General features: G+C 70.8%; 8 protein-coding genes. 5 read left to right on the forward strand and 3 right to left on the reverse strand.

Annotated elements, in window-relative coordinates; all coding sequences use genetic code 11:
• Positions 1-163: 163 nt before the first annotated feature.
• Positions 164-1,129, reverse strand: coding sequence for a glycoside hydrolase family 6 protein (locus ABZ490_RS23015; RefSeq protein ID WP_358992846.1), 966 nt, complete (start codon positions 1,127-1,129; stop codon positions 164-166).
• A 96-nt stretch (positions 1,130-1,225) separates the two neighbouring features.
• The gene (locus ABZ490_RS23020; RefSeq protein WP_358992848.1) at positions 1,226-3,235 is read right to left on the reverse strand and encodes a non-reducing end alpha-L-arabinofuranosidase family hydrolase; all 2,010 of its coding nucleotides are present in this window, start codon (positions 3,233-3,235) and stop codon (positions 1,226-1,228) included.
• Positions 3,236-3,698: 463 nt separating this feature from the next.
• Between ABZ490_RS23020 and ABZ490_RS23025 the strand changes: the two genes are divergently transcribed.
• Both ABZ490_RS23025 and ABZ490_RS23030 read left to right on the forward strand, forming a co-directional pair.
• Complete coding sequence (locus tag ABZ490_RS23025) at positions 3,699-5,345, forward strand: RICIN domain-containing protein (protein ID WP_358992850.1); 1,647 nt, start codon at positions 3,699-3,701, stop codon at positions 5,343-5,345.
• Between the two features lie 191 nt (positions 5,346-5,536).
• Complete coding sequence (locus ABZ490_RS23030; RefSeq protein ID WP_358992852.1) at positions 5,537-5,695, forward strand: hypothetical protein; 159 nt, start codon at positions 5,537-5,539, stop codon at positions 5,693-5,695.
• An 18-nt stretch (positions 5,696-5,713) separates the two neighbouring features.
• Here the strand turns inward: ABZ490_RS23030 and ABZ490_RS23035 are convergent, their stop codons facing one another.
• The gene (locus ABZ490_RS23035) at positions 5,714-8,770 is read right to left on the reverse strand and encodes an AAA family ATPase (RefSeq protein ID WP_358992854.1); all 3,057 of its coding nucleotides are present in this window, start codon (positions 8,768-8,770) and stop codon (positions 5,714-5,716) included.
• 859 nt (positions 8,771-9,629) lie between these two features.
• Between ABZ490_RS23035 and ABZ490_RS23040 the strand changes: the two genes are divergently transcribed.
• Genes ABZ490_RS23040 through ABZ490_RS23050 form a run of 3 tightly spaced genes read left to right on the forward strand, consistent with a single transcriptional unit; the run spans position 9,630 to position 15,915 of the window.
• Positions 9,630-13,178 (forward strand): hypothetical protein, encoded by a 3,549-nt coding sequence (locus tag ABZ490_RS23040; RefSeq protein ID WP_358992856.1) that lies wholly within the window; start codon positions 9,630-9,632, stop codon positions 13,176-13,178.
• Positions 13,175-13,324, forward strand: a complete 150-nt coding sequence (locus ABZ490_RS23045) for a hypothetical protein (RefSeq protein WP_340374428.1) — start codon at positions 13,175-13,177, stop codon at positions 13,322-13,324. The genes ABZ490_RS23040 and ABZ490_RS23045 overlap by 4 nt, the downstream gene beginning before the upstream one ends.
• Positions 13,321-15,915, forward strand: a complete 2,595-nt coding sequence (locus ABZ490_RS23050; protein ID WP_358992859.1) for a LamG domain-containing protein — start codon at positions 13,321-13,323, stop codon at positions 15,913-15,915. The genes ABZ490_RS23045 and ABZ490_RS23050 overlap by 4 nt, the downstream gene beginning before the upstream one ends.
• The last annotated feature ends 1 nt before the right edge of the window (position 15,916 follow it).

A 15,916-nucleotide genomic window follows, 5' to 3' on the forward strand; every position in this document is an offset into this window, starting at 1 on the left:
CCGGTGAGCGGTCACGGTACGCGCGACTGACGGACGGGCTGAGCCGCGTTCGTCGGTGCCGATGGAGACGCGGCCGAAGGTGTCGGGGGCGCCGGTGATGGCGGAGCCGGTCCCGTTGCGAGGGGACCGGCCCGACCGGGGGACGACGGGTGGCGGCTGCGGATCAGTAGCCGTAGATCATCTTGTAGGCGGCCTCCGGCAGGAACTGGCCGGCCGAGGAGCCGCTTCCCACGCCGCAGTTGCCGTCGGACTCACCCGGGACCTTGATCCACAAGAGCATCTCGGCGCCTCCGCCCAGCTGGGTGGGGGTGCCGATCCGGCGGCCGGAGGGATTGCACCACTGGCCGTTGGAGCCGTTGCCGTTGCGGCTGGTGTCGACGACGAACGGTTTGGTGTAGCCGTACCGGGCGGCGAGTTCCCTGTTGACGGCGTTTCCGTAGGCGGTGTTCTCGGCCGTGGTCAGGTAGTTGGAGACGTTGAGCGAGAATCCGTGGGCCTGTCGGAGGCCGGCTTCGTGAAGGCGCTGGGCCATGGTCGCCGCGCTCGCCCAGGCCGGGTTGCCGGAATCGAGGTAGACCCAGGTGTTGGGGGCCTGGCGGTTGAACGCGGCGATCGCTCCGCTCAGCATGCCCCGGCGTTCGTCGATCTGGGCCTGGGACATGCAGCCGTAGTCCCCGAGGGAGTCCGGTTCGAGGACGACGACGGCCGGGCGGCCGGCGATCCCACCCGCGAACTGCGTGATCCAGTTCGCGTAGGCGGACGGCGAGGAGGCTCCGCCCGCGGAGTGCCCGCCGCAGTAGTCGCGGTTGTAGATGTTGTAGGCGACGAGGACGGGCAGCTTGTCCCAGGCGTCCGCGGCGCCCGCGTACGCGCCGGTGGCGGTGCCGATGGTGCCGCTCCAGGAGCCGAACCAACGGGCCGTCGGCGTGTTGGCGATGGAGGCGTTGATCGCGGACGCCCGGCCGTCACCGGGGTTGGCGGCGACCCACCGCTTGGCGCTGGAGTCGGGGTCCACGTAGAACCCGTTGGTCATGGTCGTCGGGTCGGCCGCGTGGGCGGACGGGGCGGCGGCGAGCGCCAAGGGCAGCGAGCAGAGCGCTGCCGCCAGGGCGAGGAGTCTACGGCGCATGACGGGTACCTCGGCTTTCTGACAGGGGTGCGTCCGAAGGTCGGCGGCGAGCGAGGGAAGCGCTCCCGTCGGAAGCGCTTCCCACAGCGCGGTCGGTCAGCAGGTCGAGTTGGTCTGGGTCAGGAGGCCGAGCCGCCACGGCAGGAGGTTGTACTCGCCGCCCGCGTTGGGGTTCAGGCCCTGGTAGAGGTACTGGAACCGGCAGGCGGGGATGGTGAGCGTCTGGTCGTAGCCGGCACGGATCATCTCGCCGTGACTGATGTCCCGGCTCCAGGCGCCCGAGGGGAAGGAGACGTTGTTCGCCCGGGCGAAGGGGTTGCCCTCGGACGCGGCCAGGGGGGTCCAGGAACCGGCGATGCTGCCCGAGGTCCAGGAGCGGAAGTAGCGTCGGCCGTCCGTTCCGATGGCCTCGACGAGCAGCAGGTACTGGTTGCCGCCCTGCACCTTGTACACGTTGCTGGCCTCGAACAGGGCGTTCCTGTTGGCGTCCTGGGCGGCGATGACGGTGTTGGTGAAGCCGTTCGGGAACTGGTTGACGCCGGTCCGGGAGCGGTACAGGTGTCCGTTGTCGTCGGAGGAGAACAGGTAGCAGTCGGCGCTGTCGCAGATCACCCACATGTCGACCCAGTTGCCGTTGCCGATGTTCTGCCGGATGACGTCGGGCATCGAGGGGTAGAAGTTGCGCGGCGCGCTCCACCCGTTGGGATTGCTGATGTCGGGGTTGGTGGAGTACGAGGCGTTGCCGGTCTGGTAGACGAGGTACCACAGGCGCTGCGGCGCGAAGTAGAACACCTGCGGTGCGGCCCGGTAACCGATTCCGACGGCGGTGCGGTCCAGGTAGTGGTGCGTGGCCGAGCCGGCCTGGGACCAGTCACTGAAGTTCAGGTACACCAGGCTGTAGCCGGAGCGACTGGCGACGCTCGCGAACACGTGGTACTTGCCGTTGTACTGCACGACCGTCGGGTCCTTGATCCCGGCGATGTCGTGCGTCGAGTCCGGCTTCGGCGCGATCAGTGTGCCGCTGGAGCTCCACGAGTAACGACCGGGCAGCGCGGCGGCGTCGGCGGCGCCCCGCGAGGCGGCGGGCGTGCCGCCCAGCGCCGTCAGGATGGCGTTGTACGCGGCCTTCTTGCCGCCGTTGCGGTCGAACGGCAGCGGGTTCTCCGAGGCCCGCCAGGAGTCGCTGTCGCGGATGCCCCAGACCGTGATGCCGTTGCAGCGCGCGACGTTCATACAGGCCCTGACCGTGTTCGCGTACGCGGTCGGCGAGGCCTGCGCGATGTCCAGTTCGGTGATCTGGACGTCCACGCCGAGGGCGGCGAAGTTCGCCAGCGTGGTCTGGAAACCGGCGGGCGGGCCGCCGGTGCCGAAGTGTGCCTGGAAGCCGACGCAGTCGATGGGCACGCCGCGCGCCTTGAAGTCGCGCACCATGCGGTAGACGCCCTGGGTCTTCGCGTCGCTCCAGTTCTCGATGCTGTAGTCGTTGTAGCAGAGCTTGGCCGCCGGGTCGGCGGAGCGCGCGGTGCGGAAGGCCTGCTCGATGAAGCCGTCGCCCAGCAGGTTCTGGAACACCGAGGGGCGGTGCTGGCCGCTGCCGCCGTCGGCGAAGGCCTCGTTGACCACGTCCCAGGAGTGGATCCGGCCCTTGTAGTGGTTCATCAGGGTGGTGATGTGGTTGTTCATCACGCTGCGCAGCGTGTTGGCGTCCCTGATGGAGCCGACCCAGCCCGGCAGCTGGGAGTGCCAGACCAGGGTGTGGCCGCGTACGCGCTGCCCGCGGGACGCGGCCCGGTTGGCGATCTGGTCGCCGGGGCCGAAGTTGAACGAGCCACGGGACGGCTCGGTCGTCTGCCACTTCATCTCGTTCTCGGGTGTGACCGAGTTGAACTCCCGGTCCAGGATGCCGGTGTACGTGCCGTCGCCGAGCCTTCCGGCGGCCACGGCCGCTCCGAAGTACCGTCCGGACTGGGCCGCTTGGGCCCCCAGGGTGGAGGCTCTGACGGCGTCGGGTGCGCCGGTCGCGACCGTGGGCGTCACCAGGACGGTCGCGGCCAGCAGGCCTAAGACCGAGGCTCGGCGACGGCCGAGCCGCTTCAGTGGGTTCATGCTTCTCCTCGTACGGGGCGGGTGCGGGTGGGTGGTGCGGGGGGATCGGACCCGGATCACTGCACGGCAGGTCGCACCGCGGGACGCGCACCGCGTACCGGGTGCGCCGTGCGTGAATGATCAGTACATGACATACCGATCGCCGAGGCTCTGTTCGTGATGCCGAACAATGCTCGGCTTGCCGGGCATTTGGATGATTGGGGAGTCCTGAAGTGCCGTCAATACCTCACGCATGATTCGAATTGCATCTCGAAACATTCGAACCGATGAGGGCGGCGAAGCTCTGCGGTTCGGTGCAGGGTGAGGCGGATATGGCGCGTTGTCGGTCTGCCGGGAGGGTTTGACGGGTCACTTCCCCGGAGGGTGTTGACACGCTCGGGCGCCTCTCTGATTATCCGTGGCACCCTCAATTTCCGGATGGGGACCGAAACTTCCAACGCGCCCTTCGGCCAAAGGAGACCTGGTGCCCACACGACCCGGCGGACGACTGCTCCGCTTTCTCGCGGCCGCCGCACTCTCGGTCACCGCGTCGGTGACGGCCTCCGCTCACTCCACCGCCACGGCCGCGCCCGGCAGTCCGGCGCTCACTCCACCGTTGGGCTGGAACAGCTGGAACAGCTTCGGGTGCGGGATCACCGAGGCCCAGGTGCGCCAGGCCGCCGACGCGATGGTGTCCTCGGGCATGCGCGACGCCGGCTACCGGTACGTGGTGGTCGACGACTGCTGGTTCGCCCCGCAGCGCGACGCGGCCGGCAACCTTCGGGGCGATCCGGCCAAGTTCCCGAGCGGCATGAAGGCGCTCGGCGACTACATCCACGGCAAGGGCCTGAAGTTCGGGATCTACCAGGTGCCGGGCGAACGCACCTGCGCGCAGACCAGCGGCGCTCATCCCGGGTCGACGGGCAGCAAGGGGCACGAGGCCCAGGACGCCGCCACGTTCGCCTCGTGGGGCGTCGACTACCTCAAGTACGACTGGTGTTCCTCCAGCGGCACCCGTGACGAGCAGGTGGCCAGGTTCACGCTGATGCGCGACGCCCTGCGCGCCACCGGGCGGCCGATCGTCTACAGCATCAACCCCAACAGCTTCCACGCCATCACCGGGGCCACCTACGACTGGGGCGAGGTCGCCGACCTGTGGCGGACGACCGAGGACCTGCTCGACATCTGGCAGAACGGCAACACGAACAGCTACCCGATGGGCGTCGGCAACGTCCTGGACATCACCGCGCCGCTGGCGGCGCAGTCGGGCCCGGGACACTGGAACGACCCGGACATGCTGGTCGTCGGCCGTCCCGGTCTGTCACTGACCGAGTCCCGCTCCCACTTCGCCCTGTGGGCGCTGATGGGCGCCCCGCTCATGGCCGGCAACGACATCCGCACCATGTCCGCCGACGTGAGCGCGATCCTGCGCACCCCGCGTCTGCTGGCGGTGAACCAGGACACGCTGGGCGCGGGCGGGCGCAGGGTGCGCGACGACGGCAGCGCCGAGGTGTTCGCCAAGCCCCTGGCGGACGGCTCCGTCGCGGTGGGCCTGTTCAACCGTGGAGGGGGCAGCGCGACCGTCACCACGACGGCCGCGCAGGTCGGTCTGTCCGGCGGCTCGTTCACCCTCACCGACCTGTGGACCGGGGGCACGTCGAGCACGTCCGGGCAGATCTCGGCGAGCGTCCCCGCGCACGGGGTCGCCGTGTTCCGGGTGAGCGGGGGCAGCCCGCTGGCCGCCACCACCTCGCGTCTGCGCGGCACCGCGTCAGGCCGCTGCCTGGACGTCGACAACGCCTCCACGGCGGCCGGGGTCACGGCCCTGATCCGGGACTGCCACACGGCCGCCGACCAGCTGTGGACCACGTGGGCCGGCGGCGAGATCCGCGTCTTCGGCGACAAGTGCCTGGACGCCTACGACCAGGGCACCACCAACGGCACCCGGGTCATCACCTGGCCCTGCAACGGCCAGGACAACCAGAAGTGGACCGTCGGCTCCGACGGGACGATCCGCAACGTCCACGCCGGGCTGTGCCTCGACGTCAACGGTGCCGGCACCGCGAACGGGACCCCGCTGGTCCTGTGGACGTGCAGCGGCCAGGCGGGCCAGAAGTGGAATCGTGCGTGACGAAGCCACCGCACCGGGGCGCGGCGCAGGCGACGACAGCAGCGCCGTCGCAGGCGCCCCCGGGGTCAGGCCAGGACGGCGGAGACGTGGCATGCGCAGGGCGAACAGGGACAGCTCGGTGAGGAGCTGGTACGGGTGCTTCCGGCGGCCACGCCCTCCCTGCCGCGGATCGGTACGCGCGCGTCTTCCCGGTGGCCTGCCTGGCGCCGGGCGTACCGTTGCTATCGGTCTTCACGGCGAGCGACCCGCTTTCGATCATCCTGGCCTTCGGCGTCGGCGGAGCCCTGTGGGCCGTGCTGACCGTGGTCGCGGCGTCCTCCTTCGTCGACCTGCTCCCCGTCGACGCCTGAGGTCTCCGGCGCGTCACCCTAGGCCGGGGATGTCAGCTCCGCCCTGCTGGTCACGCCCAGTCTGCGGGCTGCCTGCTCGGTCAGTCCGGTCACGTCGTGCGGGGTCAGGAGCAGGGCCTGGGCGATCTGGCGGTCACTGTGACCTGCGCGGACCAGCTCGACCAGCCGGTGTTCGGTCGGGGAGAGGCTCGGGGCCGCCGGTGGGGCTGGTTTCGGGCGTACCCCTGCCGTGGCGAGCGCTCCGCGTACCTGGCCGGCCAGCAGGACGCTGCCGCAGGTGTCCGCGAGGTGGAGCGCCTGGGTGAGGGCCTGGCGGGCCTCGTCGATCTCGCGGCCGCGCATGAGGGCGGTTCCCAGCCCGTAGTGGGCGCGGGCCAGTTCCAGTCGGGCGGGGGACCGTTTGAGGACGGCCACGGCCTCGCGCAGGAGGGCCCGTCCTCTGTGTCCGCCGTGGATGACGCCCAGACAGCGTGAGGCCACCCCGATCGCCCGCTCGGTGCCCCACTGGTGGGCCAGCTCCAGCTCCTCGGTGGCCAGTTGGAGCGCGTCCGTCCGCTGTCCGAGCGAGAGGTGCAGCAAGGCCGCCCGCGACCGCCACGGCACCCCGGCCAGGTTCATGACCCGTGCCCGGTTCTCCTCCGCGCCGTACTCATGCAGGACGGCGAGGGCGGCGGCCGGGTTGCCCCGCGCCGCGTGCAGGCGACTGCGTGCGAGGACCGCCGGGCCCTGCCAGGTCCAGCCCACCCGGTCGAAGTCGGCGTCCGCGGTGAGCACTTCGGTCGCCGACGTCAGGTCGCACCGCTCGATCAGCGACTCGCCCACCAGGGTTGCCATCGCCAGCCTGACCCGAGGCTCCAAGCCCTGGTCGGCTGTGGTGGCGGGGTGTCCGAAGTCAGCGGTGAGCGGGAGCTGTCGGCCACGGCGGGCCTGGACGAGCAGCTGCCAGGTCATCGCGGACGAGACCATCAGGAACGAGCCCCATCGCCCGCCCATGTCGCCGATGCGGTCGAATCGCGCGACCGCGTCGTCGAGCCGGTCGGTGGCCACGAAGGCCAGCCCGGCGAGGGTCACGAGCATGTGGGACGTGTCCGCCGCGACCAGGCCGCCCCGCAGGGCACGGTCCAGGAGGTCGTTGGCCACCTGGGCATTGGCCTCTCCGGTGGTGGCCGAGGCGGACAGCGCGGCCAGGACCATGCACTCACCAGGGGTGTCACCGGCCAGCTTGTGGTCCCACAGCCGTCGCGCGTGCCGGCGTGCGGCGGGGAGCGTGGACAGCTGGTCGTAACCGATCAACAGCATCTGCGCCTGAAGGAACCACGACACCTCGCGAGCGAGGCCGATGCCGTCGTCGGTCTGCCCCAGATCGTCCACCGCACGGGCGAGGACGTCGACGGCGCGCTCGTGCTCATGGCTGAGGAACAGCGCACTGGCCAGGAGAGAGGCCGCCTCGGCCAGCGCATACGGGTCGGCCAACGCCGTCGAGGCCTGCGTCAGGTGGTGCCTGGCCGCGCCGACATCGATCTGTATCTCGTCCTTGCCCAGCTCCAGCAGCAACGGACCACGCTCTTCGACGGACACCGGCTCGCGCAGAGCCCGGCGCAGATAGGCGGCGGTGACCTCCGGAGCCCCTCGGCCACGAGTCGCCCGCGCCGCCTCCCGCAGGGCGTCCACCCACCAGCTCGCACCGCCCGGTTCGGCCAGCAGCAGATGGGCCGCCACCAGATCGTCGGCCGCGCCGTCGCTCCGCAGCAGTTCGGCTGCCCGCGCGTGACCGGCGGCCAGTTCCACCGGCCCCAGGACGGCTTCGGCGACATCGGTACGGATCAGCGCATGCCCGAACCGCACCGGCTCACCCGGCGCGAGCACACCGATCTGCCGCAGCCTGCCGCCGAGCTCCCGTGCCGTCGACTCGCCCAGCCCCGCCAGCTCGGCCACGACCTTCCAGGGAGCCTCGTCCCCCAGCACCACCAGGGCCCGCGCCAGGCGGAGGACCGGCTCCGGCTCGTCGGCCAGCCGCTTGACCACGGTTCCGGCCAGGATCCGGCCCCGGAACTCCTCCACCAGATGGGCCTGGTCGTCGGTGGGCCGGACCTGGTTGTCGGCCAGGGTCCGCAGCAGCTCGTGCAGCAGCAGCGGGTTGCTTTCGGTGGCCGACGCACACGCGGCGACGAACCGTGGTTCGCCGGGCCCCAGGCTCGCCCGCACCAGGTGGGTCACACTGTCGAGGTCCAACCCGGGCAGGCCGACCGGACGGCAGTACGGCTGTCCGGCGATCCGCTCCAGCATCGGCTCGACCCCGGCCCCGTTGTCCGGCCGTCCCGCCAGCACCAGCAGCAGGGGCAGACCCCGCAGACGTCGCGCCAGGTACTCGAGCCACCGCACCGACGGGACATCCGCCCAGTGCACGTCATCGACCACCAGGGCGACCGGCCCCTCGTCGGCGACATGCACCATCAGCCAGTACAGACTGTGCAGAAGGCCGAGAGACGCCTCGGGCGACAACTCGCCGGTCCCCTCCACACGCAGTGCGTGCGACGCCGACTGCGCCGGACCCGACAACAACCGCGCCCGCCTCTCGTCACCGGCTCGGGCCAGCAAAGGCTCGACCAGCTGCCGCAGCACCGCGAAGGCGAAGCCCTGCTCCAGCTCCGCCCCGCTCGCGGACAGCACGAGGATCTCCCGCGACTGCTGGACGTCCGCCCACGTATCCAGCAGCGCGGTCTTCCCCATCCCCGCGTCCGCCCGTACCAGCACCACGCCGCCCCGGCCCGCCCGTGCCTCGCCGGCCGCACGCTCCAGGACCGCCAGCTGGTCCTGACGGCCGAGCAGGCCGGACGGCGCCGTGCCGTCGTCGGCAGGAGGATGCGTCTGCGGGCGGGGGCGGCCCGCCGCGAGCAACGCGGCGGCGTCGGCGTCACCCAGCCCCAGCGCCGACACCAGCACCTGCGCCGTGCGGCGCTGCGGCCGCGCCCGCCGACCGCGCTCCAGATCCCGGATGGACCGGGCCGCCATCCCGGCGGCCTCGGCCAGCTCCTCCTGTGTCAACCCCGCGGCCCGGCGAAAGACCAACAACATCTCACCGAACGTCGCCAACTCGCCCGCCCCCCCGCACCGCCCCGCCTCACGGGCCGATCCCCTTCGAGTCTGCCCGGAACATCCGGACCAGGACTCCAGCCCCTCACCCTTCAGCGGATGGTACTCACCGGCGATCGCTGCTCGCCGACCGCCCTCCCTTTCTTCCAGGAGGGTCGGTGAGACGCCGGTAGACCTGGCCGGAAGAACACCCCGGCCCGGCCCGGCCCGGCGCGGACGCGCGCGGCGGACCTGAAGATCACGGAGGCGGACAGGGCACCAGGAAGAACAACGGGACGGACCACCGGAAGTACCGCGCGGGAACCTTCCGGTCCCGGAGCCGGTCCCACCGCCCACGCCGGCCGGACCGGAGGCGGCGGCCCGCCCGAGGGACAGGGATCGGGCCGCCCTCATTGTGCGAAGGGGGAACTTCACCGCGCCAGGAACGACGGCCCTGCCCGTGGTCCCGCCCGAGGTCCTGTCCCACGCTCTCGTCGCGCTCGATCGCGTCGGCGTTCACAGGGAACTCACATGGTGAGCCCGCTGCCGGAGCAGCCGCGGCGAGCTGCCGGCGCTCGTCCCGGCAGCAGCCTCCGGCGGGCCGGACACCCCGTTTCCCATGGCCGTTGCGGTCGCACAGTCGTGAAGGTACGCGTTGGCCCGAGTTCCCGTGGAGAGGCCCGGAGCCCGCCGTCTCCAGTACTGCTGCTCTCCATCAACTGCACGCTTCACAGGGCTCCTTGGCCACTACGGTGACGCTCGCTGAACTGGGAGAGACACCGTTCGACCAGCAGCTGGACCTTGGGAGAACCGTGTTGCAAGGGATAGCCGTCGCATATCCGACCTCAACGGCGGAGGACCGGTGAGCATCGGCGGACCGTTGGTCGTACCGGTCCACCTCGACGCGCTGTGCCTGGCCGACGATCTTGACGTGAGGGGACCGGCCGACGACTTCACCCGGCTCCCCCACCGCGATACGGCCACCGGTCTGGACCGGAACGAGGATCTCCCGTACCTCAGCGAGATCATGGTGCGGACTCCCTTCGAGGACGAGGACCTCCGGCTCAGGGCCGGTGTCCATCTCCACTGGGCGCTGCCCGACGGCCTGACCCGGATGGTCCAGCGCGCGGACGGCACCACCGCCGTCCCGGCGGTGCCCAACCGCTGGCTGGTGACCCGGAGCAGGGACGGGCGGGTGGAGGAGGAGTGGATCGTCGAGAGCGACTACCTCGCCGACGACAACCCCGCCGGGATCTGCTATCCGGTACCCGGAGCGGGCCGGCCGTACAAGCGGCTCGGCCGGAGGACGCCGCTCGACGTCTGGAGCCGCTCCACCGACCGCTCGCGGTATCTCCCCGAGCTGACCGCGGTCGGATACGGGGAGCCCACCTTCGCGGCGCAGTACGCCAACTGCCACAGCGTCTTCGGCTTCCATGACCCGGACTACCCGGGCGTCCCGCCGAAGGGCCTGCGGTACGAGGTGCTCGGCTGGTTCGACGACCCCGGCCAGGATCCCGCCGCCGCGCTGGGGGACGGCTCCGCGGCGCCGGGCGGGCCAGGCTGGCAGGAGGCGGCCCGGCTGCGGTTCGGCTGGACCGCGTCCCCGGCCGGCCCCGACGCCCCGCCTCCGGGCCGGGTGGTCTGCTACGCACAGCTGACCTTCGCGGCCACCGGCATGCCGGGTCCGGCGCTGTCCGACACGGACGACGAGACCGGCGTCTGCGTGGGGAACACCGCCACCGAGGCGCTCGCCGCACACCTCGGAACCGTCCTGCCCACGGTGCCCGCCGACAAGACCGGCCCGGCTGCCCCGAGGAGTCAGGAGGAGCGGGCCGACCAGGTGGAGGAACTCCTGGAGGCGCTGGCCTTCGCCGACGAGCTGGAGTCGAAGCCGCTGGACCTCGGCTTCGGCCTGAGCGAGTCCCGGCACTCCGCCACCTTCCACGACGTCCCCTCCGGCATCCTGTGGACACTCCGGCGGCAGGACGACACCGACGGCGTCACCGCCGAGGACAAGCAGGCACGCGAACGGCTCGCCGTGCCCCACGCGTTGAGCGACCTGCTGAATCTCCTGAACGTCGCCCAGGCCGACCTGGACCGGGTGCGCCACCAACTGGACTCGGTGCGCCAGCAGTTGTTCGCGGACTGGTACAAGTACCAGCTCTGCGCCTATCCGTACGACGCCCTGGTGGACTCGTATCCGAACCAGGACCAGGTGGCGTTCTTTCTCCGGCGCACGATGGGCCTGCTCGACCAGGACTCCGGCAGGGCCGAACTCCTGGCCCAGCGCCTGCGCGACGCGCGCGAGGCCGTCGACCTCTCGCTGAAGGACTTCAACGCCGCCGCCCTGCGCGCCCGCAGCACCTTCGTCCTGCACGAGGTTCCCGCACCGTCGTACCAACTCCCCAATGATCCCGTGGTGCTGCTCACCGGGCAGGCGGCCACTCCCAGTGACCGCCACGGCCAGGACGGGGCGCTGCATCCGCAGGGGCTGCTGGAGTGCGCCCTGTCCGCCGAGGGCCACCCGGACCTGAGCACGCCGAAAGCCGTGCGGGCCCTGCGGGCGACTGCCGTCGCCGCCGTGGCGAAGCTGCCGGTGCCGAACTTCGCGATCACCGAGTGGACCGGCCCGTCCTGGCACCCCACGGTGCTGGAATGGGAGGTGGAGTTCTTCCCCGCGACGATCGGCAACAACAACGATCCGCGTGACCGCAGTTACAGCGAGGACTTCGTCACCGGCAACTATGTCCTGCCGCCCCGTGACGTGGAGCTCCAGCCGATCCGCCAGATACCGGACAAGGGTGCCAACGTCTACACCGGTACGACGATCCTGTCGCCGAGCGCCCGGCCGCTGCTGTCCTCCCGGGTGCTGCGCTACCTGCAGGGCGCTGTGCTGCCGCTCTACAACGGGTCGGGGCAGCCCGAGGTGACCCGCGAGGCGTTCCTGGCGGACCCCGCCCGCGTGCTCGACTGGTTCGACTCCCACGGGGCGGACCAGCGGCTGGCTCTGCTGGTCCGTATCTACCGGCATCTCGTGGTGCACGAGGACAGCAATCTGTCCGCCGTCCTGGGCGGGTTCAACGACGCCCTGCTCATGCGCAAGCTCACCCGTCAGCTCCCGATCGCCGATCCGCTGGGCTTCCCCGACCACCAGCGGTTCGCCGCCGACGTGGCACAGGCGGTGGGCGCGGAGACGCGGCACGCGCCGCAGCCCCTCAGTGACTTCAACCCGATCCGGGCCGGTGCGCTGCGGGTGCTGCGGCTGCGGATCCTGGACAACTTCGGCACCGCCCAGAATGTGGACGTCAGCCGGATCCGGACCACCACACAGTTGCGGATGCCCGAGCACCCGGACTGGGTGGCGATGCCGCCCCGGCTGGCCCAGCCCGCACGGCTGTCGTTCGAATGGCTCGACGCGGAGGACGACATCCGGCAGACCAACGGTCTGCCGGACACCTCCCCGATCTGCGGCTGGCTGATACCCGACCACCTCGACGCCGGTCTCGCCGTGTACGCCGCCGACGGCTCCGCCATCGGCAAACTGCACGCTCTCGCGGACCCCACCCAGCCGCAGTTCGCCCAGTGGCGGAACCTGCCCGGAAGCATCCCCGCCCCGATCGAGGCGATCGCCAACTCCCCGCTGCGGGCGGTGGTGCGACGTCTGCGTGACACCGGGCCGAAGGCTCTGGGCACGTTCCTGGAGGACCTGGACGCCACCCTTCAGTACATCGAGCCGGAGGACTACGCCCAGCACCGGGGCCGGGCCGTGCTGATGGGCCGGCCGCTGGCGGTGGTCCGCGCGCGGGTGTCGCTGGAGCTGATGGGCCGTCCGGCCACCCACCAGGACTGGAACGTCTTCCGGCAGGACATGGGCCGCACCCACCGGGAGACCAACGACTTCCCGTCGGTCCGTTTCCCGGTCAGGATCGGCGAACACCAGCTCCTCGACGACGGGGTCCTCGGGTTCTGGCTGGAGGACTCGGCGCAGCGCCTCGGCCCCCTCTGGCACGACGTCCGCTCTCCCGAGGACCCACTGGTCCAGGCGCTCGACGCGCCTCCGCAGTACCTGACCATGCTCATCGACCCGCGGGGCACGGTGCACGCGACGGCGGGCATCCTGCCGACCCACTCGCTGCGGATCCCGTCCGGGATGTTCCGGGACGCGCTGGAGGGCATGGCCGTCAGTTTCCGTGCCGCGCCGGTCCTCACCGACGCGGACCGCGTCGCCGTACCGCTGCCGGACGAGCCCGGCTACGCCTGGTCCTGGCAGGAACAGCGCAAGACCGACCTGGTGGAACAGGCCGATCCGCCACGGCCCGACGCGAGGTTCCCGGCCCGGGCGACCCTGCGCGAAGGCTGGCTGACCCTGCGTCCGGTGTCCGACCCGCAGCCCGAACAAGGAGCACGATGATCAACCTGGAGCTGACGCTCGCCGAGACGAACGTCCTGCTGGAGGCGCTCGGCACCCGGCCGTACGCGCAGGTGTACGAACTGATAGCCAAGATTCACCAGCAGGCGGAGCAGTCCGCCGAGGCCCAGGACGGAATCGCGGAATGACGGCCAACCTGGTGCTGCACTGGCACCTGGACGCCCTGACCTCGAACAACCAGGTCACGGACAGCTCCGACAACCATCTGGCCGGTACCGTCTCCGGGCAACCGGGGACGCGCCCCGACGACCGGTTCGGCAGCGTGCTGGCGTTCAACGGCACCACCGTCCAGGTCACCGGCGCCGACACACCACTGCTGCGACTCGGCTCGTACACGGTCGAGGCATGGGTCAACCCGTCGGCCAAGAGGGCCACACGGGTGGGCATCGTGGCGAAGGCGAAGGGCGACTTCGCCGTCGTACTCGACGCGGACGGCACACTCAGGCACCGGTTCGACACCACGGCGAAGCCCGGAGACGGGCACGCCACCGCGCCCGGGGCCGTGCCGACGGACACCTGGCACCACGTGGCATGCGTCAACGACGGGCACACCGCCCGTATCTACGTCGACGGGGTCAAGGTGAGCGAGTACGCGTTCGCCGGCGACCGGGCCGCCGCCCAGAGCCCGCTGCTGGTCGGCACGGACGGGACGGGCCGGTACACAGGGCTGCTGGCCCACGTCCGGATCTATGACAACGCGCTCAGCCAGGCCGAGATCCAGCGGGACATGGCCGACGACGAGGCGTCGCTGGCCGCGTTCGTCCGGGCGCATCCGCTGGACTTCGCGCTGCTCGACGTGGACCAGCAGCCCGTGCTGTTCATCGACGACGCCCCCTCGGGGCAGCCGATGACCCTGCGGCTCACCAACACCTCCCGCCAGGACATCGAGCTCCGGACCCTGACGGGCCCCGTGTCGGCCACCGAGTACCACGTCGCGCTGCGGCTGCGCCCCGGCACCATCACGGTCCCGCCCGAACCGGCCGTCGCCACCTCCGGGTGGACGCTGCTGCGGGCCCCGGACCCGGCGACCGGCGGTACGGTGCTGTACCTGGGGGCGCCCAAGTCCATGGTCATCGGACGGGGCACGTCCTTCGACCTGTCGCTGCGAGGGCTGACAGCGGACGGGAGCCGCGGAACCCGCGGCACCCGGGTGGAGCTGACGCACCAGCGGATGCGGTACGCGGGCGAGCAGAGCGAACTGACCGGGCAGCGCACCGCGTTCCTCGACATCGTCAACCGGCGCGGCCGCCGTGACATCCCGCTCGCGATCGGGTTCGTCGGCGGGAACCGGGTGCTCAGCGACGGTGTCACACCGAACTCCCTGAGTTTCCGGATCGCCAACCGGTCGAGGGACACGGCGCTCTCCCTGGCCGGCGCCTCGTTCACCCTCTCGTACGACCTCCAGGAGGCCGGCGAGACCCACGAGTGGGCGCTGATGAACGCGGGCTCGGTGGCGGGCGTGACGCTGGGCGGTCTGCGGGCGAACGGGGTCGGTTCCGACTGGGCGATCACCTCGGAAAAACTCGGGCAGCGTGTCGAATGGACGCTGACCCCGCGTTCGGCCACCGCGTTCGCGCCCGACGGGACGCTGGTCGTCACCCTGTCCCAGGTGATCGCGACCGCGTCACTCGGCCAGGCTCCGATCGTCATCGGCTACCGCAACGTACCGGGATACCAGGACGGCTCGGTGACCCTGTTCGCCGAGAAGTCGCCGCTGCTGTACGGCCCGCAGAACACCGGCGTCGGCACCGTCGCCCCCGAGGCGAAGCTGCACATCGTCAACACCAACCAGAACGCGAACGGCAACACCCTGATCCTCGGCCCCACCGGCCAGTCCAACCTGCGGCTCGGTTACCACCAGGACTACAGCTGGGTGCAGTCGCACGGCTCGAAGCCGCTGGCCCTCAACCCGCTCGGCAACAACGTCGTCATCGGCACCACCGCCCCCAGCGCCCGGCTCACCGTCAGTGCCGACTCCTCCCACCTGCAACTGCGCCGGGAGTCGAACGCGAGCGGCGGCAAGCAGCTCTACCTCGAACTGTTCCAGGACAGCAGCTCCAGCACGGTCTACCCCTCGCTGCGCTTCCACCACGGCAACCGCTTCTGGCAGCGCGTCGAGGCCAGACCCGAGGGGCTCATGTTCAAGAACGGCGACCTCAACAGCGACGACCTCTGCGACGTGTACGCGAACACCGCGGTCGTGAACGGCCTGCGCAGCGGGCTGCCCGCGAACACTCCGCTGGTCGCCGACACCGGCAGCGGGCACCTCCAGGTGCGCCGGCAGAACGCGACGGCCGACACCGTCGACGGGAAGACGCTGTACCTCGAACTCTTCCAGGACAGCACGAGTCCCATGACCTTCCCGGTACTGCGCTTCCACCAGCACCAACGCTTCTGGCACCGCATCGAGGCCAGACAGGAAGGGTTCACGTTCAAGACCGGCGACCTCAGCAGCGACGCCTTCTCCGACGTGTACGCGGGCACCGTGGTCGTGAACAGCCTGCGGATCGGAGACGTCACCATCGGCGCCGGCGAACTCCAGATCCTGAAGAAACTGGCGGACGGGCACCTGGAGTTCGACCTGCGGAACGTGGTGCACGACGAATACGCCTTCGCCGGCTTCAACTTCATCGGCGACAACCGGCGCGCCATGGCCACCTGGGCCACCAAGGGCGAGCGCGTGACCCAAGGGCGCTGGCAGATCGCCTACCCGAGTTGAG

Source organism: Streptomyces sp. NPDC005811, from assembly GCF_040630405.1.
Lineage (GTDB): Bacteria > Actinomycetota > Actinomycetes > Streptomycetales > Streptomycetaceae > Streptomyces.

Excerpts from the sequence above, each read along its gene's own strand:
- ABZ490_RS23015 (WP_358992846.1), bottom strand. The coding sequence starts at position 1,129 with ATGCGCCGTAGACTCCTCGCCCTGGCGGCAGCGCTCTGCTCGCTGCCC.
- ABZ490_RS23020 (WP_358992848.1), bottom strand. The coding sequence starts at position 3,235 with ATGAACCCACTGAAGCGGCTCGGCCGTCGCCGAGCCTCGGTCTTAGGC.
- ABZ490_RS23035 (WP_358992854.1), bottom strand. The coding sequence starts at position 8,770 with ATGTTGTTGGTCTTTCGCCGGGCCGCGGGGTTGACACAGGAGGAGCTG.
- ABZ490_RS23045 (WP_340374428.1), top strand. The coding sequence starts at position 13,175 with ATGATCAACCTGGAGCTGACGCTCGCCGAGACGAACGTCCTGCTGGAG.
- ABZ490_RS23050 (WP_358992859.1), top strand. The coding sequence starts at position 13,321 with ATGACGGCCAACCTGGTGCTGCACTGGCACCTGGACGCCCTGACCTCG.